This window comes from Sphingomonas lycopersici (assembly GCF_026130605.1).
GTDB lineage: Bacteria > Pseudomonadota > Alphaproteobacteria > Sphingomonadales > Sphingomonadaceae > Sphingomonas > Sphingomonas lycopersici.
In genome coordinates this window covers 552,027-573,823 of record NZ_JANFAU010000001.1, presented here as the reverse complement: position 1 = coordinate 573,823, position 21,797 = coordinate 552,027, and the positions used below count along the sequence as shown (strand labels likewise).

At 68.0% G+C, this 21,797-nt stretch carries 17 protein-coding genes; 10 read left to right on the top strand and 7 right to left on the bottom strand.

Annotated features, from left to right (window positions below; all coding sequences use genetic code 11):
* Window positions 1-47 precede the first annotated feature (47 nt).
* Both NED98_RS02310 and cobU read right to left on the bottom strand, forming a co-directional pair.
* Window positions 48-1,685 (bottom strand): FAD-dependent oxidoreductase, encoded by a 1,638-nt coding sequence (locus NED98_RS02310; RefSeq protein ID WP_265311764.1) that lies wholly within the window; start codon window positions 1,683-1,685, stop codon window positions 48-50.
* Window positions 1,686-1,755: 70 nt separating this feature from the next.
* Complete coding sequence (gene cobU, locus NED98_RS02305) at window positions 1,756-2,280, bottom strand: bifunctional adenosylcobinamide kinase/adenosylcobinamide-phosphate guanylyltransferase (protein WP_265311763.1); 525 nt, start codon at window positions 2,278-2,280, stop codon at window positions 1,756-1,758.
* 30 nt (window positions 2,281-2,310) lie between these two features.
* On the opposite strand from cobU, the gene NED98_RS02300 reads away from it, so the two are divergent.
* The 4 genes from NED98_RS02300 to NED98_RS02285 all read left to right on the top strand — a co-directional run bounded on the left by NED98_RS02300 (window position 2,311) and on the right by NED98_RS02285 (window position 7,157).
* Window positions 2,311-3,315, top strand: a complete 1,005-nt coding sequence (locus NED98_RS02300; RefSeq protein WP_265311762.1) for an aminotransferase class I/II-fold pyridoxal phosphate-dependent enzyme — start codon at window positions 2,311-2,313, stop codon at window positions 3,313-3,315.
* Window positions 3,308-4,246, top strand: coding sequence for an adenosylcobinamide-phosphate synthase CbiB (gene cbiB / locus NED98_RS02295; RefSeq protein ID WP_265311761.1), 939 nt, complete (start codon window positions 3,308-3,310; stop codon window positions 4,244-4,246). The genes NED98_RS02300 and cbiB overlap by 8 nt, the downstream gene beginning before the upstream one ends.
* Window positions 4,247-4,351: 105 nt before the next feature.
* On the top strand, window positions 4,352-5,644 hold the full coding sequence (locus NED98_RS02290) for a spinster family MFS transporter (RefSeq protein WP_265311760.1): 1,293 nt from the start codon (window positions 4,352-4,354) through the stop codon (window positions 5,642-5,644).
* 49 nt (window positions 5,645-5,693) lie between these two features.
* Complete coding sequence (locus NED98_RS02285; protein WP_265311759.1) at window positions 5,694-7,157, top strand: cobyric acid synthase; 1,464 nt, start codon at window positions 5,694-5,696, stop codon at window positions 7,155-7,157.
* Here NED98_RS02285 and NED98_RS02280 read toward each other — a convergent pair.
* Both NED98_RS02280 and NED98_RS02275 read right to left on the bottom strand, forming a co-directional pair.
* Window positions 7,144-8,202 (bottom strand): PepSY-associated TM helix domain-containing protein, encoded by a 1,059-nt coding sequence (locus NED98_RS02280; protein WP_265311934.1) that lies wholly within the window; start codon window positions 8,200-8,202, stop codon window positions 7,144-7,146. The genes NED98_RS02285 and NED98_RS02280 overlap by 14 nt on opposite strands.
* A 5-nt stretch (window positions 8,203-8,207) precedes the next feature.
* The gene (locus NED98_RS02275; protein ID WP_265311758.1) at window positions 8,208-10,370 is read right to left on the bottom strand and encodes a TonB-dependent receptor; all 2,163 of its coding nucleotides are present in this window, start codon (window positions 10,368-10,370) and stop codon (window positions 8,208-8,210) included.
* Between the two features lie 404 nt (window positions 10,371-10,774).
* Between NED98_RS02275 and NED98_RS02270 the strand changes: the two genes are divergently transcribed.
* Window positions 10,775-11,215 carry an MAPEG family protein gene (locus NED98_RS02270; RefSeq protein ID WP_265311757.1) on the top strand — a complete coding sequence of 147 codons (441 nt, stop codon included), beginning with the start codon at window positions 10,775-10,777 and terminating at the stop codon, window positions 11,213-11,215.
* A 14-nt stretch (window positions 11,216-11,229) separates the two neighbouring features.
* Here the strand turns inward: NED98_RS02270 and NED98_RS02265 are convergent, their stop codons facing one another.
* Entirely contained in the window at window positions 11,230-12,018 is a 789-nt protein-coding gene (locus NED98_RS02265; protein WP_265311756.1) for a TetR/AcrR family transcriptional regulator, read from the bottom strand.
* Between the two features lie 92 nt (window positions 12,019-12,110).
* Between NED98_RS02265 and NED98_RS02260 the strand changes: the two genes are divergently transcribed.
* Genes NED98_RS02260 through NED98_RS02250 form a run of 3 tightly spaced genes read left to right on the top strand, consistent with a single transcriptional unit; the run spans window position 12,111 to window position 15,507 of the window.
* Window positions 12,111-12,575, top strand: a complete 465-nt coding sequence (locus tag NED98_RS02260; protein ID WP_265311755.1) for a MaoC/PaaZ C-terminal domain-containing protein — start codon at window positions 12,111-12,113, stop codon at window positions 12,573-12,575.
* On the top strand, window positions 12,572-13,897 hold the full coding sequence (locus NED98_RS02255; protein ID WP_265311754.1) for an MFS transporter: 1,326 nt from the start codon (window positions 12,572-12,574) through the stop codon (window positions 13,895-13,897). The genes NED98_RS02260 and NED98_RS02255 overlap by 4 nt, the downstream gene beginning before the upstream one ends.
* Window positions 13,894-15,507 (top strand): class I adenylate-forming enzyme family protein, encoded by a 1,614-nt coding sequence (locus tag NED98_RS02250; protein WP_265311753.1) that lies wholly within the window; start codon window positions 13,894-13,896, stop codon window positions 15,505-15,507. The genes NED98_RS02255 and NED98_RS02250 overlap by 4 nt, the downstream gene beginning before the upstream one ends.
* A 27-nt stretch (window positions 15,508-15,534) precedes the next feature.
* On the opposite strand, the gene NED98_RS02245 is transcribed toward NED98_RS02250, so the two are convergent.
* Both NED98_RS02245 and NED98_RS02240 read right to left on the bottom strand, forming a co-directional pair.
* The gene (locus NED98_RS02245) at window positions 15,535-17,343 is read right to left on the bottom strand and encodes a CocE/NonD family hydrolase (protein ID WP_265311752.1); all 1,809 of its coding nucleotides are present in this window, start codon (window positions 17,341-17,343) and stop codon (window positions 15,535-15,537) included.
* A gap of 9 nt (window positions 17,344-17,352) precedes the next feature.
* Window positions 17,353-19,554, bottom strand: a complete 2,202-nt coding sequence (locus NED98_RS02240) for a TonB-dependent receptor (RefSeq protein WP_265311751.1) — start codon at window positions 19,552-19,554, stop codon at window positions 17,353-17,355.
* Between the two features lie 157 nt (window positions 19,555-19,711).
* Between NED98_RS02240 and NED98_RS02235 the strand changes: the two genes are divergently transcribed.
* Window positions 19,712-20,545: an isocitrate lyase/PEP mutase family protein gene (locus NED98_RS02235; protein ID WP_265311750.1), complete on the top strand. Its 834-nt coding sequence runs from the start codon at window positions 19,712-19,714 to the stop codon at window positions 20,543-20,545.
* Window positions 20,546-20,609: 64 nt separating this feature from the next.
* The gene (locus NED98_RS02230; RefSeq protein ID WP_265311749.1) at window positions 20,610-21,752 is read left to right on the top strand and encodes a serine hydrolase domain-containing protein; all 1,143 of its coding nucleotides are present in this window, start codon (window positions 20,610-20,612) and stop codon (window positions 21,750-21,752) included.
* Window positions 21,753-21,797 lie beyond the last annotated feature (45 nt).

Here is a 21,797-nt window from a genome sequence, read left to right as displayed (position 1 = left end):
CGTGCTCGGGGTGACCTGCCTGATCCCGCCGGTGTGGGTGCATCCGGTCATGCCTGTCCTCCATTGCGTTCGGCAAGTTTGGCGTGGATCTGCGCGACGACGGCGGCCCCTTCGCCGACCGCCGCCGCGACGCGCTTGGTCGAGCCTTTGCGGACGTCGCCAATCGCGAACACGCCGGGCACGTTCGTCTCGAGCGGCAGCGCGCCGCCGCCCGTTTCGACAAAGCCTTGCGGGTCGGTCGCGACACAGCCTTCGAGCCAGTCCGAATTCGGATCGGCGCCGATGAACAGGAACAGGTGCCGGATATCCAGCCGGTGCGACGATCCGTCGGCGCGCTTGCGGAACGTCGCCGAGGTCAGGCCGTCGGCATCGCCGTCGAGCGCCACGATGTCGCTGCCGACGTGGATCTCGACATTGGGCAGCGCCGCGATGCGATCGATCAGGTAGCGCGACATGGTTTCGGACAGGTCGCGCCTGACGAACAGGTTGAGCCGCGCGACCTGCGGCGCGAGGAACACGATCGCCTGCCCGGCCGAATTGCCCCCGCCGACCAGCGCCACTTCCTCGCCGGCGCAAAGCCGCGCCTCGATCGGTGAGGCCCAATAGGACACGCCGCGTCCTTCGTAATGCGGAAGATCGCGAATGGCGGGGCGGCGGTATCGCGCGCCCGAGGCAATGACGAGGGTGCGTGCCTTCAACCGGCGTCCGTCGGTCAGTTCGAGCGCCGGCGTGGCGCCATCGCAGTGCAGCTTCCGTACGCTGAGCGGGACGGCGATCTCGGCCCCGAATTTCAGCGCCTGGTTGAACGCGCGGCCGGCGAGCGCCTGCCCCGAGATGCCGGTGGGGAAACCGAGGTAATTTTCGATCCGCGCCGAGGCGCCGGCCTGCCCGCCCATCGCGCGCTCGTCGAGGACGACCACCGACAGCCCCTCCGACGCGGCATATACCGCCGCCGCCAGACCGGCGGGGCCGGCGCCGACGATCGCCACGTCGTAGAGCGTCGCCGGATCGAGCGCGGGCATCATGCCGAGGCAGGTCGCGACCTCGCCATTGCTCGGCCGGCGCAGCATATGGCCGTTGGGGCAGACGACCAGCGGCAGTTCCTCGGGCAGCACGCCGATCCGTTCCACCAGCGCCTTGCCCTCCGCATCGGATGCCGCGTTCAGCGTCAGGTTGGGATAGCCGCTGCGGGTCAGGAAATTCTGCAGGCGAACGATGTCCGGGCTGTCGGGCGCGCCGATCAGGATCGTGCCGGCGCCACCCTCGGCGATGAGCTCCACCCGCCGCAGGATGAAGGCGCGCATCACCAGCTCACCCAGCTCGGCCGAGCCGACCATGAGCGCGCGCAGATGCGCGGCGTCGAAGGGCAGTGCCGTGCAGCCCTCCGGCCCCGCGCGACCGCCGGCGATCGAGGGGCGCCCCGCCAACTGGTTCACTTCGCCCGAAAACTGGCCGACGCCGTGGGTGGTGATCGGCGCCTCGTGACTGAGACCGTCGCGGCGCAGGACGTGGATCGCCCCCTGGAGCACCAGCCACGCCGGCACATCCACGGCACCGATCGCATATATCTCCTCGCCGGGCGCGAACCGGCGTTCCGGGCCGCTGCTGAAGCGGCGGGCGGTCGCGATCTGCGCGCCGTCGAGCGCAGGAAACATCTGATGTCGGCGCGTGCCGAGCGTGGTCATGGGTCCTCCCGCGTGGCGTCGGCCCTGCATGAGGCCGCAGGCTCGCCGGCGCAACCCGGCCGGTCAGGCATCAGCGCGGCGAGATCCGGAGCGGGATGCCGGCGACGACAAGATCGGTCGCATCGCAGCACGCCGCGAGCCGCTGGTTGAGCCGCCCGGCCGCATCGCGGAAGCGTCGTGCGAGCGCATTGTCGGGGACGATGCCGAAGCCGACCTCGTTGCTGACGAAGATGATCGGCGCGGTCGCCGCCGCGGTCGCGTCGAGCAGCGCCGCGCCCGCCGCCTCCAGATCCATCTCGGCGAGCAGCAGGTTGGAGAGCCACAGGGTCAGGCAATCGACCAGCACGACATCACCGCCGGCGCCGTGCGCGCGGATCGCCTCGGGGAGCGCGATCGCGGCCTCGACCGTCCGCCAGGTCGCGTCGCGATCGGCGCGATGCTGCGCGATCCGCGCCTGCATCTCGGCGTCGGCAGCCTCGGCGGTGGCAATGAACACCCGCGCCGGCGACCGTGCCTCGGCGAGCGCCTGCGCGTGGCGGCTCTTGCCCGATCGCGCGCCGCCGAGCACCAATATCGTCCGTGGATCGCCCGTCATCACCCTTCCGACTTGCCGTTTGGCGGATGAATGGCGATGGCGGTGGGGATGACGCAAGCGGAATTGCACGGCTTCGGGCGACACGGCGGCCGAATCGACGACGCGATGCGCGCCTTTCCGCGCGCGCCGCGCCCGTGGCTCGATCTGTCGACCGGGATCAATCCGCTGGCCTGGTCGCCCCCGGCGGGGCTCGCCGTCGATTCCGCGCCGCTCCCCGCGATCACCGCATTGCGCGCGCTGGAGGCCGCCGCGGCGCATTATTTCGGGTGCGCGCCGTCGCGGGTGGCGGCGGTGCCGGGAAGCGAGGTGGCGCTGCGGCTGTTGCCGATGCTCGGGCTGCCGGGGCCGATCGTCGCCGCGCGCCCCGGTTACGGCACCCATAGCGAGATCGCCGAGGCGAGCGTCGCGACGATCGACGCTCGGCCGGGCACGATCCTGTTCGCCAACCCGAACAATCCCGACGGGCGCCTGCTCGACCGCGCGGCGCTGCACGTGCTGGCGACGCGCCAGGCAGCGGGCGGCGGCTGGTTGGTGATCGACGAGGCGTTCGTCGATACGATGCCCGAGGCGAGCATCCTCCCGCTCGTCGATGACGCGGCGCCGGTGGTGGTGCTGCGCTCGTTCGGCAAATTCTTCGGGCTGGCGGGTGTGCGGCTCGGCTTCGTCGTCGCGCCGCCCGCGGTGATCGATCGCGTGCGGCGGCTGTTCGGCGACTGGCCGGTAAGCGCGCAGGCGATCGCCTGGGGAGGCGCCGCTTATGCCGACAGCGTGTGGATCGCGGCGACGCGGCGGGCGCTCGACGCCGGAGCCGCGCGGCTCGATGCATTGCTCGCGCGACATGCGTTGACGGTGCGCGGCGCCTGTCCGCTGTTCCGGCTGGTCGTGCAGGTCGACGCGCCTGCCTTGTTCGAGCGGCTGGCACATGCCGGTATCCTGACCCGCCCGTTCGGCGAGCGTGCCGACTGGCTGCGCTTCGGGCTGCCCGGCGACGATGCCGCGTTCGACCGGGTCGACCGCGCTTTGGCGGGTGGCTGACCCCACCGCCTTCGCCGCGCTGGCGATCGACGCGCTGGTCGGCTGGCCGACGTGGCTCTACGCGCGCGTCGGGCATCCGGTCGGCGGGTTCGCGCGGCTGATCGCGGCGTGCGAGGTGCGCTGGAACCGCCCTGCTATCCCCGAGGCGCGGCGGCGGCTGTCGGGCGTGGCGACGCTCGCGCTGTTGCTCGCGGTGACGATCGGTGGCGCGCTGGCGGTCGAACAGGCCGCACGCGCGATCGCGGGCGATTGGTGGTGGCTCGTCGCGGCGCTGCTCGCCTGGCCGGCGCTCGCGGCGCGCAGCCTCTACGATCATGTCCGACCGGTTGCCGATGCGCTCGCGGCGCGCGATCTTTCCGCGGCGCGGCGCGCGGTGGCGATGATCGTCGGCCGCGATACCGCGGCGCTGGACGAGGCCGGGGTGGCGCGCGCGGGCATCGAAAGCCTCGCCGAAAGCTTCTGCGACGGGGTGGTGGCGCCGCTGTTCTGGCTGCTCCTGTTCGGGTTGCCCGGGGTCTGGGCGTATAAGGCGATCAACACCGCGGACAGTCTGATCGGGCATCGCGAGCCGCGCTGGCGCGCGTTCGGCTGGGCGGCGGCGCGGGTCGACGATGTGGCGAATGCAATCCCGGCGCGGCTCGCCGGGATATTGCTGTGCCTCGCCGCTGGCGGCGGCTGGCGGGTGATGTGGCGCGACTGCCGGCGTCACGCCTCGCCCAATGCCGGCTGGCCCGAAGCCGCGATCGCCGGCGCGCTCGGCGTCACGCTCGCCGGGCCGGTCGCTTATGACGGGGTGATCCACGACAAGCCGTGGATCGGCGCGAGCGGCCGCGCCGCGGGGGCGGGCGATCTGCGCCGTGCGCTGGCGATCTATTGCCGGGCGTGTGCGTTACTGGGGCTGATCGCCGGGGGCGTTGCGCTGCTGTGGTGACGCGCGGTGACGGGGGAAGTGGATACCGACACTAGTTGACCCTTTGCCGTCGGTAAGCGAGCTTCGCGGTAGCCGGCGGCAAACCGCCCGGCACGGAGAGGACGAATGGCGACTATGCAGGGAACGGCTCTGGCCGGCCGGTCGGTTCGGGCGACCTTGTGGATCCTGTTGTTCGTCTACATTTTCAATTTCATCGATCGGCAGATCGTCAACATCCTGGCGGAATCGATCGCCCGCGATCTGAAGCTGTCCGACACGCAGATCGGGCTGATGACCGGGCTCGCCTTCGCCTTGTTCTACACCGCCCTGGGCCTGCCGATCGCGCGTTACGCCGATCGGCCGGCGACCAACCGGGCGAAGATGATCGGCGTCGCGCTGACGATCTGGTCGGCGATGACCGCCTTGTGCGGGATGGCGCAGAATTTCGTCCAGCTGTTGCTGCTGAGGATCGGGGTCGGGGTCGGCGAGGCAGGCTGCTCCCCGCCGGCGCATTCGCTGATCAGCGATATCGTCCCCCCGGAGAAGCGCAGCTCGGCGCTGGCCTTCTACGCACTGGGCATCCCGATCGGCACGTTGCTGGGGATGATGATCGGCGGCTTGCTTGCCGATCAGGTCGGGTGGCGGCATGCCTTCGTGATCGTCGGGCTGCCCGGCGTCGCGATGGCGCTGCTGGTGTTTCGCCTGCTGCGCGATCCGCGGCAGGCATCGTCGGGCGCCGCGACCGCAGGCGCGGCGCCGCACCCCGAATTGCCGCTGTGGGCGGCGCTGCGCGCGGTGATGGGGTCGCGCGCCTATATCCTGCTGCTCGTCGCAGGATCGTCCGCCGCTTTCCTTTCCTATGGCAAGGCCACCTGGACGACGATCTTCTTCCAGCGCACGCATGCGATGTCGCCGGGCGAGGTCGGCTTCTGGTATGGCATCATCGGCGGCGTCGCGGGGATCGGCGGCACCTGGCTGGGCGGCTATCTCGCGGATCGTTTCGGCAGCGCCAATCGCCGCCATGTGATGACCGCGCCGGTCGTCGGCATGATCGTCGCGGTGCCGCTCGCGCTGCTCGCCTATCAGGCGACCGACTGGCCGGTCGCGCTGACCTTGCTGGCGATCCCCACCTTGTGCAATTCGCTCTATTACGGCCCGACCTATTCGACCGCGCAGGGGCTGGCGCCGCTCCGCGTGCGCGCCATCGCCGCGGCGGTGATGCTGTTCTTCCAGAATCTGATCGGGCTGGGGCTGGGGCCGTTGTTCTTCGGCATGTTGTCCGACTGGCTTCACCCGGCGCATGGCGGGAATAGCGTGCGCTACGTGCTTTATGGCGCCGCGTTCCTCGGGCTGGTCCCGGCCTTCTTCTTCTGGCGGTGCAGCCTGCGGCTCGACGCGGAACTCGATCGCGGCGGATAAGGATATTCCAAGGCTTGCCGCGCGCGCGATTGCCCGCAAAGGGTGGCGGATGGCGGCAGTGATGATCCAGGGGACCGGCTCCGATGTCGGCAAATCGGTGCTCGTCGCCGGGTTGTGCCGCGCCTTTGCCAATCGCGGGCTGCGCGTCCGTCCGTTCAAGCCGCAGAATATGAGCAACAATGCCGCGGTCACCGCCGACGGCGGGGAGATCGGCCGCGCGCAGGCGACGCAGGCGATGGCGTGCCGCGTCGCGGCCAGCGTCGATATGAACCCGGTGCTGCTGAAGCCGCAGGGCGACCGCATCTCGCAACTGGTGGTGCGCGGGCAGGTGCGCGGCACGCTCAGCGCGGCGCGCTGGCGGGAGGGGCGCGAAGGGCTGCTTGGCGAGGTGCTGGAAAGCTATCGCCGCCTCGCCGCCGACGCGGATATCGTCGTCGTCGAGGGCGCGGGGTCGCCCGCCGAGACCAATTTGCGCGCCGGCGACATCGCCAACATGGGCTTTGCGCGCGCGGCGGGGGTACCGGTGATCCTGGCGGGGGACATCGATCGCGGCGGGGTGATCGCGGCGCTGGTCGGCACGCATGCGGTGATCGATGCCGAGGATGCGGCGATGATCCAGGGCTTCCTGATCAACAAGTTCCGCGGCGATCCCGCATTGTTCGCGGCCGGGATGACGACGATCGCCGCGCACACCGGCTGGCGCGGGCTGGGCATCGTGCCGTGGCTGGCCCCGGCGCGGCGCCTGCCGAGCGAGGATGCGGTGGTGCTCGAACGCCCGGCGGCGGCAGGCACCGGGCGGGTGGTCGTCGCCTGCCCGATCACCCCGCGGATCGCCAATTTCGACGATCTCGATCCGCTGCGGCTCGAACCGGGGGTGGACCTGGTCATGGTCCCTCCCGGCCAGCCGATCCCCGATGCGGCGCTGATCGTGCTCGCGGGATCGAAGGCGACGATCGCCGATCTCGGCTTCCTGCGTGCGGAGGGGTGGGACGTGGATATCCTGGCGCACCACCGCCGCGGCCGGCCGGTGCTCGGGCTATGCGGGGGCTATCAGATGCTCGGGCGCAGCATCGCCGATCCGCACGGCATCGAGGGGCCGCCGGGAACGGTCGCCGGGCTCGGGCTGCTCGATGTCGAGACCGTGCTGGACGGCGACAAGACGCTGGTCGAGGTGCGTGGCGAAGCGCTCGGCGCGCCCTTTGCCGGTTATGAAATCCACCTCGGCCGGACGAGCGGGGCGGACACCGCGCGACCGGTCGGGCGGCTGGCGGACGGCCGCGCCGAAGGGGCGGCGAGCGCCGACGGGCTGGTCGCGGGAAGCTATGTCCACGGGTTGCTCGGCCTCGCGGCGCAGCGCGCGGCGTGGCTGGCGCGCGTCGGCGTCGCGGCGCGCGGGCCGGATCACGCAAGCGATGTCGATGCCGCGCTCGACGAAATCGCCGCGACGCTCGAGACGCATGTCGATCTCGACGCGGTCCTCGCCATTGCGCGGAACGCGATCACACCGGTCTAGCCCGCGGTCGCTTGAACCAGAAACTCCACACCGCGAGGCTGCCGAGGAGGAACAGCGCGAGGCCGCCGGCGGTCGTCACCAGACGCCACATCAGCCCGCCCACCTTGGCGGCATGTAGCGGATAAGCCGCGTTGAACAGCCGCACGTTAGCCGGCATCGCCAGCGCGTCGCGCGCGGCAAGCAAATGCCCGTCGGCGGCGTCGAACCACAGCGTCGTGCGACCGTTGGGAAGCCATTCGTCGGCGCGCTTCATGCGGATCGCGATCGGCGCGCCGGGTTTTTTCGGCAGCGTGAGGATGCGGATCGTCGCATCCGGGAACCGGCGATGCGCGGCGCCGATGACTGTGCCCCAATCGAGCCGCGGATTCAGTGGGCCGCTCTCGAGCTTCGGCCCGGCAAGCGCCTTGCTCAATTGCGCGGGGGGGCCGAACGGCGCGAGGACGACCCCCGCGAGCGGCCGGAAGACCATCATCGCCCCGGTCAACGCCGAGAGGATGAGCAGCGGGGCGACGATCACCCCGAGATCGCGGTGATGCATCACGATCGCCGGGCGGCTCAGCCGTTTCGGCAGCAGCCGCGGCCGGAAGGTCCGCCGCGTCCGCCACCACAGGATCAGCCCGGTGACGACGAACCCCAGGGCCGCCAGCCCCGCAACGCCGATCACCGTCTCGCCGACGTCGCCCGCGAAGAGATGATGATGGAGGTCGAACAACCACAATTCGGGCCGCGCCCATTGGCTGTCCCAACGGGTGACGATCGCCCCCGCCTGATCGGCATAAGCACCGGCGCCGTCGCGCAGGCGGAGCTGGTTCAACCCGAAGGAGTCGCTCGCATAGATGATGCTGTCGATGTCGCCGCTCGCGGCGACCATCCGCTCGGTCGCGCGTGTCACCGCGCCGGGATCGCGGACCAGCGCGTCGCCGGCGTGCGGCAGCATCACCCACGTGTCTTTGTGGACCAGGATCGCGCCGGTCAGCCCGAGGATCGCCAGCACCACCCCGATGATGCCGCCGGTCCAGCGATGCAAGAGGTCGATCGCGCGCATCGGCATCAGAACCGATAATCCCAGCCGAGCGTGAAGGTGCGCCCGCGCCCGGCGAAGAAGCTCAAATTGTCGGTCGGCAATCGCGTGTCGCTCGAATAATCGATGTAGAAAGTGTCGAACAGATTCTGCACGCTGAGGCTCAACCCGCCATAGCCGGTGTCATATCGGATCGAGGCGTCGGTGACATTATACCCGCCGAAGTCGTTGCGCGGATCGCGGTTGGGGCCCTTGAAGGTGCGCGACAGATAGAATTGCGATTGCACCCGCGCCGAAACACGTCCGCGGTCATAGCTCGCGGCGAGATTGAGGCGATCGGGCGAGATGTTGGTGCCGTCGAGGTCGGTATCGACCTTCCCGTCGGGCACCTTGTCGCTATCGTAGCGCCCCTTGAGATGCGCATAGCCGACCTGGACCCGCGCGCCCTCGATCGGCAGCGCCACCCCGAGATTGATCTCCAGCCCCTGGATCTCGGTGCGCAGCCGCTGGACGTCGAAGATTCCGCCGGGATTGGCGATCAGCAATTGCCCCTTGTCGCTCGACGACCAGAAATAGGCGATGCTGGCGTCGAGCGGCCCGCGCTTCAGCTCGACGCCGATTTCGCGGTTGTTCGAAACGATCGGGCTGATATCGAGATAATTGTCGAGATCGACGCCCGGACGATTGATCGCGCGGGTGATGCGGCCGACATCGGGGACGGTGAAGCCCTCGGCATAGCTCGCATAGAGCCGGAATCCGGTCATCGGTTCGACGATCACCCCGCCGTTGAACAACGCATCCTGAAACGACGGCTTGCCCCCCGACACGAAGGTCCGGCCGGCGCTGGCGAGCGTGGTATAATCGTCGATGCGGATCTGATCGTTTTCCCAGCGCACCCCGCCGGCGAGGCGGAGTTTTCGGTCGAACAGGGCGAGATTGAGCTGGCCGAACGGCGCGAAGCTGCGAAAGTCGGTCGGCGGCACCCAGACGCGGTTGGTCATGATGAGCCGCTGTTCGGTCTTGTCCCACAGCGCGTCGAAGCCGAGCGTCGCGGTGAGCGCCTCGAAGCCGGGAATCGCGCGTTCGTAGCTGATCTTCGCGCCGATCTTGCGCGAACGGTTCTGCGATTGATCAAGCAACGTGCCGATCGGCGCGAGCTGCGCGTCCTGAAACGTCGCGATCGGGTTGATCTCGGCGCCGAAGGTGTCGCGGGTCCGGTTCCAGAAGATCTGGCTGACGAAATTGCCGCCCCACAGATGGGGATCGGTCAGCGAGAGCGCGACGCTGTCGGTCTGGCTGGTCGCGGCCTCTCCCGGCGGGGTGCCGCGCACCGCGCTGGTCGGCACGCCGGTGAGGCGATCGCCCGCGACGGCGACATATCGGCCCGCGCCGCGCAGGCGGAAGTGGCTCACGATCAGGTCGAGCCGCGCGGTATCGCCCAGCGCATAGCCGAAGCGGCCGAACAACGAGAGCGTGCGCGAATCCTGCGTTTCGCCCTGTGTCAGATTGAGGCCGACCCGCCGGCCGGCGCCGTCGTAGAATGTGCCGCGCTTCTCATAGGCCGCCCCCAGCGTGGCGTCGAACCGGCCCGTCTTGTACTGGATCAGCCCGGCGGCCTTGCCGCCGAGACCGTCGCCGCTGAAATCATTGTCGGCCGATCCCTGCAGCAGCATCCGGCCGCCGATCCCTTCCGTCGTCGGCGCGCCGACGGTGACCTGATTGACGATGCCCCCGGTGCCGCCGATTCCCTGGAGCGCGTTCGAACCATAGATGAGCTCGACGCGATCGACGAAGAAGCCGTCGATGGTGAAGCCGTCGCGGCTCCCGTCGCGCAGCGGGGTGGATTGCGGGATGCCGTTGATCGCGAACAAGGGCGAGCGGCCGCGCAGGGTTTCGCCCGCGCCCGAAAGTTTCTGCCGGGTCGGCGAGAAGGAGGGGGTGAGCGTCGCCACCGCATCGGTGACCGAGCCCGAGATGGCGATCTGCTGGTCGAGCGACTTCTTGTCGATGAGATCGATCGTCAGGGGCAGGGCGCTGGGCGGGAGCGCGCTGCGCGCCGCGGTGACCACGATATCGCTGCCGGACGCGCGCTGGCTTCCTGCGGCGTCGTCATCCGCCGCGAACGCCGGGACGGCCGGCGCCGCAAGAGCGGTCGCGCCGATCGCGAGACGCAGCAGGTAATTCGCGTGCATAGATTCCCCCCGGGTTGCGAGGGGGTTCCTAGAAATCATTTCCGGCTAATGCAACGCACTCGCAAGAATATTATGCGGTAGAGCCGGAACGGCGAGAAGAGAATTTACACGCGGCGCGGCGGACCGGCGCGGGATCGCGCGCCTTTTGCCTACTCCGGAAGGGGCGCCGGTCGCTCCCCGGCAACCGCATTGGCATCTTCTTGCGTCACCCCGGCCTTGTGCCGGGGTCCACTGTGCCGCGAGCTTTATCGCAAGAGCCTTTTGTCCAGCCTTTGCCTCCCGGTGGACCCCGGCACAAGGCGGGTGACGCAGGGGCGAATTGCGACGCGCCTCCTGCATAAGCCCGCGGATGACACCTGCGAGAAAGCACAATAGGCTCCGGGCATTACACCGGCGGAGGGGGCATGGCGCAGGAACTTATCTTCTGGCCGATGATCGTGATGGCGCTGCTCACCTTCGTCCCGCTGGCGATGATGCCGATCAAGCGCATCCGGTCCGCGGTTCGCGGCGACACCACGCCCGACGATTATAGGTTCGGCGAATCCGCACGGGTCCCGACCGACGTCGCGCTTCCCAATCGCAATAATATGAACACGCTCGAAGTGCCGCTGTTGTTTCACGTCCTGCTGGTCGCTCTCTACGCGGCCCACAGGGTCGATATCGTCTTCGTGTCGCTGGCCTGGGCTTATGTCTTATTGCGGAGCCTCCACAGCTTTATCCATCTGACCTACAACAGGGTGACGCACCGCGTGGTGCCGTTCGCCGCCAGCAACTTCGTGCTGATCGCGATGTGGCTGCTATTCGCGCTCAGTCTTTTCCACCTCGGTCACCAGGGCATCGGTTGATCGGCAGCGGGCGCTCAAGCGGCGGCGTTCCTCGGCCAGTTCACGATCGCGTTGGCGATTTCAGGCAAGTCCCGATCGATCGGCAGGCCCGGGTAAAGCTGCCGCATCCACAAGACGCTTGCGACATCCGCGACCGCGACATCGTCGGCCCCGGCCGATTTCAGCAGATCGAGCAGTCCCTCGTCGGGATAGATGAACAGCTTGCGCGCGATATCGTCCATCATCGCACCGAGCATATAAGCGACGAGAAGCACCGACTTTTCGTCGACCGCGCCCTTGGGAAAGCGGCGCAGTACGCTGGCGGCGATCCGCTGATACCAGCGCTGGTTGATGCTGCGCGTCAGCTGCGCGAATGTTGCATCCTCATCGCCGACTTGCAGCATACAGCGCATCAGGCCCGAGTTGCTGCGGCAGATCGCCAGCCAGCGGCGATTGGCGCGACGAATCGTGTCGAAGGGGCCGTCACTGCCTTCGCTGCTCAGATTGACGCTGAAGAAATCTTCGAGAAGCGTCGTGAGCACCGCCAGCGTCACATCGGTCTTGTCGCGGAAATAGACGTAAAAGGATCCTTCCGCGACCCCCGCCGCCTCGGTGACGTCGACGATGCGGAGGCCGTGATATCCTTTCTGTTCCAGCACCTTAGCCGCAGCGATCTTCAATCGTTCACGCGTCCGCTGCCCCTTGGTGGGCGGCGGCGAGGCGACGAGCCGCGTCTCGAGAAATTCGATGAACGACAATCCGGTATCAGCCGAACCGGTAGCGGGGGTGGTGCCGACCGATGCGGAAGCTATTGACGCATTCATAAAATTGAGCTCAACCTCATATTTATTCGCTTCACTAGTAAATATTCGGAGAGGCCGTGTCCAACCCCTACCCCATTCCCAATGCCGTTCGAATGCTGTCAGATTTCGCGCCTGGAAGCGAGATCGGCGTGTCGGACTGGATATGCGTCACCCAGGAAATGATCGACCAGTTCAGCGCGGCGACGCTGGACCCCGATCCGATGCACGTCGACCCGCGATGGGCGGTCGATCACGGCCCGTTCGACGGAACGATCGCCTTCGGTTTCCTGACCATCGGGCTGCTGACGCGCATGTTCCACGCCGCGATCGGCGAGGGCTGGGGCGCCGATCCGGCCAAGGTGGGCTATAATCTCAATTACGGGTTCGATCGGGTGCGGCTGGTCGCACCGGTTCCCGTCGGGTGCCGGGTGCGCGGCCGCTTCGCCGCCGCCGGCGAGCGCTGGGACAAGAAGGGCCGGCGCATCCTGTCGGTCGATTGCGAGGTGGAGATCGAGAATGCCCCGCGCCCGGCGCTTGTCGCGCGGTGGCTCACCGTCTGGGTCCCGCCCGCGCAATGACCCCGAAACACCGCGCGATCGCGCCCGCAGGCGTGGGTGCCTATGCGATGGGCTCGCTCGCGAACGGCGTTTTCTCGACCGTCCCGACGATCCTGCTGCTCTATTTCTGCACCGAGATATTGCGCATGCCCGCGGCCTGGGCGGGGCTGGCCGTATTCATCCCCAAGGCCTGGGCGGTCGTCTGGGATCCCTTCGTCGGCACATGGTCCGATCGCACGCGCTCCCGCTTCGGCCGCCGCCGGCCGTTCATGATGATCGGGGCGATCGGCGTGCCGATCGCGTTCGCTGCGCTATTCTGGGCACCGGTGACCGGCGCGACGGCGCGCTTCGCCTGGGTAGCGGTGAGCTATTTCGCGCTCGCCGGTTTCTATTCGCTCTTTGCGGTGCCCTATAGCGCGGTGCCGGCGGAGATTTCCGCCAATCCGGAGGTGCGCGCGCGGCTGGTCGGGTGGCGGATGACCGCGTCGATGATCGGGGTGCTCGTCGGCGCGGCGGTCGCGCCGGTGCTGGTGGAGCATTTCGGTGGCGGTCGCGTCGGCTATGCGGCGATGGGCGGATGCATCGCAGCCGGCTGTTTCGTCGCAATGATCCCGCCGATCGCGATGCTCGCCGATCATGATGCGGCTGCGCGACCGTCCGCGGCGGGTGAGCGGCGCCCGCGACTGATCGACCAGCTCCGCCTCGCCTTTGCGGATCCCGGCTTTCGGTGGCTGGCGATCACCTTCCTGCTGCAGCTCACCGCGGTCGGCGCGGTTTCGGCGACCGTGCCCTATCTCGTCGTCGGCACATGGGGGCGAGCGGAAGGCGAGGTCGGGGCGGCGATGGGGGCGCTTCTTGTTGCGACGATCCTCAGCGCGCCGGTCTGGTCGTGGCTCGGGCGGCGGCGCGGCGATCGTGCGATGCTGATGTTGGCGGCGGTCGGCTATGCGGGGGCGGCGATCGCGCTAGGCTTGGCGGCGCTGCTCCATTCTTCATGGCCGACGGCGGTGATCTGCTTCGCCGTCGCCGGAATCCCCTTCGCGGGGATACAGGTGCTTCCCTTCACGATCGCCGCGCATACCGCCCATGCGCAAAGCGCAATCCGCCACGCCGAAGGAAGCGCCGGCGTCGAGGGCGCCTTCACCGGTGTCTGGACCTCGATCGAGAAACTGGGGCTGGCGCTCGGCCCCGCCTTCGCCGCGCTCGTGCTGTCGGCGACGGGCAGGGGCGCCGCAGCGATCGCCGGCTTCGTCGCCGTGGTGCCACCGGCGCTTGCCCTGCTGTCCATTGGCGTTTTGTCGATCCGAGATCGCGCCGGCACCCGTCTGGAACCGGCGATATGATCGTCCCTGGCTCGGCCCACACGGGCGCCCCGCCGCTGCTGCCGCGTATCAGCGACTATGCCGACTGGATGGCGGCGCATCGTCCCGATGACGAAGCGATGGTGCTGGACGACCGGCGGTGGAGCTATGCCGCGTTGGCGCGTGCGGTCGACGCGCTGGCGCGCGCGTTGATCGTCGCGGGCGTCGGCAAGGGCGATCGGGTGGCGACGCTGCAGACGCCGCACCCCGATTATCTCGTCAGCTTCTTGGCCAGCGCGTCGATCGGGGCGATCTGGGTCGGGCTCAATCCGCGCTATCAGTTCGAGGAACTGGCCTATGTCGTCGCGGACGCCGCGCCCAAGGTGCTGCTGGCGCGGACGCATATCGGCGGGCGGGACTATCGCGACCTGCTGACCCGGCTGCGCGCATGCAGCCCCGCGCTGGAGACGGCCGTCGCCTTTGCCGGCGAACCGCTGGTCGCGGGTTTCTCGCGCTGGGAGGCGTTTATGTCCGCGGGCGAAGGGTGCGGCGATGCGCAGCTTCGCGCGGCGCGTGCCGGATGTGGCGGGTTCGACCCGTGTCTGATCGTCTATACCTCTGGCTCCACCGGGCGGCCCAAGGGCGCGGTGCTGCATCATCACGGGCTGGCCGCGTTTAGCCTCGCGCAGAACCGACTGTGGCCGGTCTCGCCGCTGCGCGCGGTCAATTATTTCCCGATCAACCACGTCGGTTGCGTCGTCGACGTCAGCCTGCCGACCTTGCTGGCGGGCGGAACGATCCTGTTTCTGGAACAATTCGACCCGCCCGCATCACTGGCATTGATGGCCGCCGAGCGGGCGACGCTCTGGGGATCGGTGCCGACCTGCTTTCAGATGCAACTCGATGTGCCCGATTTCGACACGTTCGACCTGTCGGCGGTCCAGCTGATATTGTGGGAGGGCGCAGCGATGCCGGTCGATCTTCTGCGGCGGCTGCACGCCATTCACCCACGGCTGGCGACCAATTACGGCATGACGGAAACCACCAGCGGCATCACCGCGACCGAGCCGACCGGCGATCTGGAGGTGCTCGCCAATTCGGTCGGCACCGCGTTTCCGGGAGTCGAGATCCGGCTGGTCGACGCCGGCGGAAACGACGTTTCGGCAGGAGAGAGCGGCGAGGTCTGGGCGCGATCGCCGTACAATCTGCTGCGATACTGGAACCGCCCGGCGGAAACCGCCGCGGCGCTGACGCCCGACGGGTGGTTCAGGACCGGCGATCTCGCCGTACACCGCGCCGATGGCCGCTATCGCATCGTCGGGCGGCTGAAGGAGATGTTCAAGTCGGGCGGCTACAATGTCTATCCGCGCGAGGTCGAGGCGGCGATCGAGGCGCATCCCGATGTCGAGCAGGTCGCAATCGTCTCGACCGAGGATCCGACCTGGCAGGAGATCGGGGTGGCGTTCATCGTCGCGCGGCCGTCATTGTCGACGGCCGCGATCGAGGCCTGGTGTCGCGGGCGGCTGGCGAATTACAAGATTCCCAAACGCTTCGTGTTCGTGGCCGACTTGCCGCTGCTGCCGATCGGCAAGATCGACAAACCCGCGCTCAAACGGATCGCGGCCGATACCCGCGAGACGGACAACCGCTAGCCGTCAAACCCTGTTCCGGCGCGGCCGTCATCGTCGCCAGGGTCGCGTCGTGATCTCGATCCGGCTGGCATCGCGCCCGCCGCGACCGACGGTGAAGACGTCCGTCTTGCCCTCCGAATAGCGCCGGAAGGTGTCGGCATCGGCGCCCCCTATCGCCACCCGCAACCGGTGCCCGCGCTGGATGAGCGCGGCGGTCGGGAAAAGCGCAAAGCGCAATGTCATCGGCTTGCCCGGCGCGACCGGCAGCGCATCGGCACGCGCGAAGCTGTGCGGCGCGGGACCCTGGTCATAGGGCAAGGCCGCCGGATCGGCGATCTTGCGGTGGATCGCGCGGAACTGCCCCTCGGTGAGATAGGTCGAACGGCCGTCGGGGCCGACGTCTTCGAGGTAGACGAAGATCGCCGGGTCGCTGGTCTGCGCCGCCATGTGCAGGGTGACCACCGGGGTCCCGACCAATTCGGTATCGGCCGCCACCGGCGCGCCGTCATATGTCAGCAGCTGCGCGTCTTGCGCGCGGCGATCGCGATAGGCGGGCGGCGTGCCGAATTGCGTCGACCATCGCGTCGCCTTGCCGGTGGTCGCGGCGAAGTCGACGGCGTAGCGGTCCGCACCGCGCCGCGCCGGCGCGCGCGGGGACAATCGCTGCCCGGCGGACAGATAAAGGCTGGAGGGCGCCGCATCCGCCGGCGGCCAGCGCAGCGTGGTGCGGAAGCTTTTGGCGCCCATCACATAATAATGGATCTGCCGCGCAATCCGGCCACCGGTCCTGACGCGATCGGCGAAGGCGATGTTCTTGGCGAAGATCGCCGATGCCGCCGGCGTGGGTGATTTCTCCTCCGGAAAGAACGGATCGGCGCCGGTGTTCTGCGCATGATTGTTGGCGGTGATCCAGACCTCGGCCGGAACCTCGGGCGCGGAGCGGTAACGCGCGAGCGCCGCCTCGGCCATCCCGGCATCGAGCCACGAGCCCCAATATTGCACCGGCTTGCGCTCGCGACGGATCGCGGCGAGATGCGCCGCCGGCGACGAGGCGAACAGGGTATGCCCGTTGCTCCCGGGCTGATCGCGGAAGATCACCTGCGCATAATCCTCCGGCCCCCAGTGGCGACCGCGCGCGGCGAGCGCACGGCGGAGCTTCGTATAGCTTTCGTCGCCGTCCACGGGCTGCAGGATCGGGAACAATTTCGCGCAATCGGCAGCGCGCGCAACGCAATCGGCATCACCCCCCTCGGGATCGCGGCCGAGATCCATGTCGCGCACCGCGCTGCCCCAGGTCTGCAGCATCCAGTCGTTGGAAACCCCGCCCGGGCTGAACAGATGCGCATAAGTGTCGAAATCGGTCTGCCGCGGGATCGCCGCCAGCAACGCCGGCGCGGGGCGGCTGGTCGCCATGTCGGCGGTGTCGGCCATATAGGACACGCCCGACGCGATCACCTGCCCGTTCGACCACGGCTGTTTGGCGAGATGGGCGATGATCTCGTCCATGTCGCGCTGCTCGTCCGCGCCGATGTCGACGTCGCGGGCGCCGAACGAGGCGGTCGACCCGCGCGTATCGACGATCGCCACGACATAGCCCGCGCGACGCCACGGCGCGCCGAACCCCGCCTCGCCGGCGCGGCCGTACCGGGTCTGGATCAGCAGGACGGGGGCGGGCGTCGCGGGAGGCGCGCCATGGGGGAAATAGAGGCTGACCGCCAGTTCAACGCCGTCGCGCATCGCCAGATAATAGGAGCGGTCGCTCCACCCGGCCGGTCTGGGTTCGCGGGAGGGCGCGGGGTCGGCCAGTCCGCCGGTGAAAAGCGCGACGAGCGCCAGCAAGGGGAGATTGCGCGGCATGACGGCCTCTCAATATTTCAGCTTGAACTCGACACCGACGGTGCGCGGATCGCCGAGGATGATGAACTTCTGGCCGATCAGCGTCTGACCGCTGAGATCGAACACCCGCTCTTCATAGATGCGGTTGGTGAGGTTCTTCGCCCACAAGGTCACGCGCCAGCGTTCGTCGGGCGATTGCAGCGAAAGGCGCAGGTTGAGCAGCCCGTAAGGGTGTACCACCCCGTCGGGATCGGCATCGTTGGTGAGATAGGTCCGGCCGCGCAGCAGATATTCGCCGTAGAAAGCCAGCGTTCCCCATTGCGCGACGGGAAGGCGATATTCGGCGTTGGCGCCGCCGGTATAGCCGGGCGCATAAGGAATATGGTTCAGCGGCTCGCCGGTCGGCAGATGCCCATTTTCGTATTTCGCATCCTGCAGCGAGACATTGCCGCCCAGCGTCAGGCGATCGGTGGGGCGCGCGGTCATCTCCACCTCGATGCCCTTGCTATGCGCCCTGCCGCCGTTGAGGATGATCGGATCATAGACCGGGGTCGCCGGATTGTCCTCCGACAGCTGGATCTTGTCCCACTTCATATAATAGAGTGCGGCGTTGATCACGAGGCGGCGGTTGAAGCTCTCGGTCTTCAGCCCGAGCTCGTAATTCCACAGGGATTCGGGGCCGAAGGCGATGCCGTCCGCGCTGCCGAGCGCGTCGTTGAATCCGCCGCTCTTGAAGCCCTTGCTCGCCGTCGCATAGGCCATCACCGTCGGGGTGATGCGGAACCGGAGATTGGCGTTCGGCGTGAACTGGCTCCACGCGCCGCTCGCGCGGACGTCGGTATTGCCGCCGAGCAGGTCGATCGCGTCGACCTGGACATAATGGATGGTCTTTTCGTCGCGCGTGTAGCGCCCGCCCAAGGTGAGATCGAGGCGTGGCGCGATCTTCCATGTCGCGCTGAGGAAGGCGGCCTTGCTCGTCGTGTCGAGTTCGCCGTTCGAGCCCGAGCGGAAACCGGCGAGTTCCGGCGCGCCGAGGTTCGCGGCGAGATCGGCGCCGATCTCGACGAAACTCTGATTGCGGCTCTTCTGGCGGAAATAGTAGAGGCCGGCGAGCCAGTCGATCGGCCCGGTCGACAGATCGAAACGCAGCTCTTCCGACCAGCGCCAGACCCGCTCGGGATCGCCGTCGTAGAGCATCTTCAGCGGCGAGCGATCCGTGTCGGCGCGGCTGAAATAATCGTGCCAGTGATAGGCGGCGACATTGGTCACGCCGACATCGCCGATCCGCGTCTTGAAGGTCGCGGCGACGTCCCACGCGCGCAGGCGTTCCTTGTTGGGGCTGTCCGAATAGACCTTGCGATCGAACGGATCGGTGTTCAGCGGCAGGCCGAGCGCCACCAGCGCCTTGGGCAGATCGGCATCCAAATTGTAGCGTCGCGTTTCGAATACGAGCTGTTCCTGATCGGCCGCGCGATAGCTGCCGGTCAACAACAGGCTGGTGGTCGTGCCCAAATCGAACAGCAATTGGCCGCGTAGCGCCCAGGAATCGTGGTTGTTGACGTCGCGATTGAGCCAGACGTTGCGCTCGAATCCGCCGCGCTGATCCTTGACGAAGGCGAGCTTGCCGGCGATCGCGCCGGGCACGATCGGGCCGGATATCGAGGCGCCGATCCGGCGCGCGTCATAGTTTCCGATATCGGCGGTGACCGATGCGGCGAACGTGTCGGACGGCCGCTCGGTGGTGATGCTGATCACGCCACCGATCGTATTCCGCCCGAACAAGGTGCCCTGCGGCCCGCGCAGCACCTCGACCCGGGCAATGTCGTAGAGATCGAGATCGGCGCCGGGGCCCTGCGCCTGATAGATTTCGTCGACATAATAGCCGATTGCCGGGTCCGCGCCGGCCGATCCCGACGAGCCGGTCACCCCGCGCAACGACGTGGGCGAGAGCTTCATGTCGCCGAAATCGCCATATTGGAGACCGGGGGTCTGGCGCGCGATGTCCGCGATATTGGCGATGCCCTTGCGTGCCATGCTCTCCGCGGTCTCGGCGCTGATCGAGATCGGCGTGTCCTGCAGACGCTCCGACCGTTTGCGCGCGGTCACCAGAATGTCCCCGATCGCATTGTCCGCTTGGGGCGGCGACGGCGCGTCGGTTTGCGCCAGCGCGGGCGCCGTCAACCCGAGCGTGAGCAGCGCGCCCAGGCGGGTGGCCGATTTGAAGCGTGACATGCATCCTCCCTTTGATTATTAAATATGAGATCATCTTCAATAATTACTGTCAATGGGGTATAGATCGGGGATGCGAAAAGCGGTGGCGCGATATGCGGAATCATGCGGACCGACCCCTGCAGGAGGAGACGGGAGCACCGAATCCACCGGCGCACGGTTGCGGCGCAGCCTCACCGGCCGGGGCTCGATCCTCTGCGCGCCGGGCGTGTTCGATACGCTGTCGACGCTCCTTGCCGAGCGTGCCGGCTTCGAGGCGGCGTTCCTTTCCGGGTCGGCGCTCGCCTGGTCGCGGCTCGGCCGACCCGATGTCGGTCTGCTCGGCGGCGTCGAGCTGGTCGACGTGTTGTCACATATTGCGGAGCGCTGCGCACTTCCGCTGCTGGTCGATGCGGATAGCGGGTTCGGCAATGCGCTGCAGGTCGCGCGTATCGTGCGAATGCTCGAGGCGGCCGGCGCGGCGGCGATCCAGATCGAAGATCAGCTCGAGGTGAAGCCGCCCGATCGGCTGGTCGCGCGTCCGCTCGTCCCGCTTCCGGTCATGATCGGCAAGCTGCACGCTGCACAGGATGCGCGGCGCTTCGATGATACGTTGATCAGCGCGCGCACCGATGCGGCGTCGAGCCTCGGCTTCGACGAAGCGCTGCGCCGCGCGGAAGCTTATGCCCGGGCCGGCGTGGACCTGCTGTTCGTCGAAGGCGTCACCGGCGCGGATCAGCACGCGATGCTGGTCGAGGCGCTCGGACACGAGCGCCCGCTGATCTGCAATGTCCTCGCGCCCGATCCCGGCGTCCTGTTGCAGCGGCAGGCCGCGGGATATGCGCTGGCGCTGGTCCCGGACCTTGCGCCGCGCGCCGCGGCCGCGTCGATCGCGCATGTATTCGAGACGCTCGCGCGCACCGGCGCGGCGACCGTTGCGATGAGCCGCGCGGAACTCGACGACGCGATCGGCGGCCCCGCGTTCCGCGCACGCGCCGCCGATTATGCCAGCTGACGCCGCACGCCATTTCCGCCTTCAACCGAAAGGGTATGTTATGATCCGACGCTTGCGATTTTCTGTGGCTGCGCTGTTCGCGGCGGCGAGCCTGTCCGGGGCGACGGCGGAGACGCCGCCCCCGGCTGAGCTCGATCGGGATCTGGCGGCGCTTCATGCCACATCGCATGTCCCCGGTTTCTGCGTCATCGTCTTCGACGCGAACCGCACGCTCTACGAAAAGGGCTTCGGTTACGCCGATGTCGCGACGCATACCCCCTATACGCCGCAGACCGTCCAGCCGATCGGGTCGATCAGCAAGACGCTGATCGGCGCGATGCTCGTCAAAGGGGTCGATCGCGGGTGGTTCACGCTCGACGAGGATATCGCGACATTCCTTCCCTTCCCGGTGCGCAACCCCGGCTTTCCCGACCTGCCGATCACGCTCCGGCAGCTCGCCACGCACAGCGCCGGAATCGTCGACCGCGAATCGGTCTATTCGGCGGGCTACCGACCCGGGCCCGCGAACGATCTCGATATCGCGCCCTTCCTGCGCAGCTATTTCACGCCGGGCGGCGCGACGTGGGATCGGCGCAACTTCGCGCACACCGCGCCGGGCGCGGCTTATGCCTATAGCAATATCGGCGCGACGCTCGCCGCTTATGCCGTCGAGGTGAAGGCGCAGCATTCCTACGCGGAGGTGACCCGCAGGGAGATCCTCGCGCCGCTGGGCATGACCCAATCGGGGTGGACGGATGCGGCTTCCGGGCCGCAGCGCGCGGTGCTTTATGATGAGAAGCTCAAGCCGTTGCCCGCCTATACGATCACCACCTATCCCGACGGCGGGCTGCGGACATCGTGCCGGGATCTGTCGAAATTCGTCGCCGCCGTGCTGAAGGGGCGGGCGGGCGAACCGGGCCTGTTCTCGAAAGCGGAGGTCGCGATGATGCTCAAGCCGCAGTTCGTAGACCCGATTCCGGGGCTGCCGGCAAAGGAGCCGAACGCGGGCCTGTTCTGGCAATATCGCCGCGACGGCTCGGTCGGTCATTATGGCGGCGATCCGGGCGTGACGACCTTCATGACGATCGATCCCCGCACCAACATCGGCCGGATCATGCTGAGCAATCTCGGCGGGGACAAGGCACTGGCCAAATACGGCAATGAGTTCGCGGCGATCTGGGGCCGGATCGTCAGCCAGGAATTCGCGAGCGCGCCGCCCAAATCTTGAGGATTTGCGCGGCGCCGACTTTGCGATAAGGGCGCCGACGCCGGC

Coding starts and splice junctions, on each gene's coding strand:
- NED98_RS02285 (WP_265311759.1), top strand. CDS start 5,694: ATGGCGGCAGTGATGATCCAGGGGACCGGCTCCGATGTCGGCAAATCG.
- cobU (WP_265311763.1), bottom strand. CDS start 2,280: ATGACGGGCGATCCACGGACGATATTGGTGCTCGGCGGCGCGCGATCG.
- NED98_RS02270 (WP_265311757.1), top strand. CDS start 10,775: ATGGCGCAGGAACTTATCTTCTGGCCGATGATCGTGATGGCGCTGCTC.
- NED98_RS02275 (WP_265311758.1), bottom strand. CDS start 10,370: ATGCACGCGAATTACCTGCTGCGTCTCGCGATCGGCGCGACCGCTCTT.
- NED98_RS02290 (WP_265311760.1), top strand. CDS start 4,352: ATGGCGACTATGCAGGGAACGGCTCTGGCCGGCCGGTCGGTTCGGGCG.
- NED98_RS02255 (WP_265311754.1), top strand. CDS start 12,572: ATGACCCCGAAACACCGCGCGATCGCGCCCGCAGGCGTGGGTGCCTAT.
- NED98_RS02245 (WP_265311752.1), bottom strand. CDS start 17,343: ATGCCGCGCAATCTCCCCTTGCTGGCGCTCGTCGCGCTTTTCACCGGC.
- NED98_RS02310 (WP_265311764.1), bottom strand. CDS start 1,685: ATGACCACGCTCGGCACGCGCCGACATCAGATGTTTCCTGCGCTCGAC.
- NED98_RS02280 (WP_265311934.1), bottom strand. CDS start 8,202: ATGCGCGCGATCGACCTCTTGCATCGCTGGACCGGCGGCATCATCGGG.
- NED98_RS02300 (WP_265311762.1), top strand. CDS start 2,311: ATGGCGATGGCGGTGGGGATGACGCAAGCGGAATTGCACGGCTTCGGG.
- NED98_RS02250 (WP_265311753.1), top strand. CDS start 13,894: ATGATCGTCCCTGGCTCGGCCCACACGGGCGCCCCGCCGCTGCTGCCG.
- NED98_RS02240 (WP_265311751.1), bottom strand. CDS start 19,554: ATGTCACGCTTCAAATCGGCCACCCGCCTGGGCGCGCTGCTCACGCTC.
- NED98_RS02265 (WP_265311756.1), bottom strand. CDS start 12,018: ATGAATGCGTCAATAGCTTCCGCATCGGTCGGCACCACCCCCGCTACC.
- NED98_RS02260 (WP_265311755.1), top strand. CDS start 12,111: ATGCTGTCAGATTTCGCGCCTGGAAGCGAGATCGGCGTGTCGGACTGG.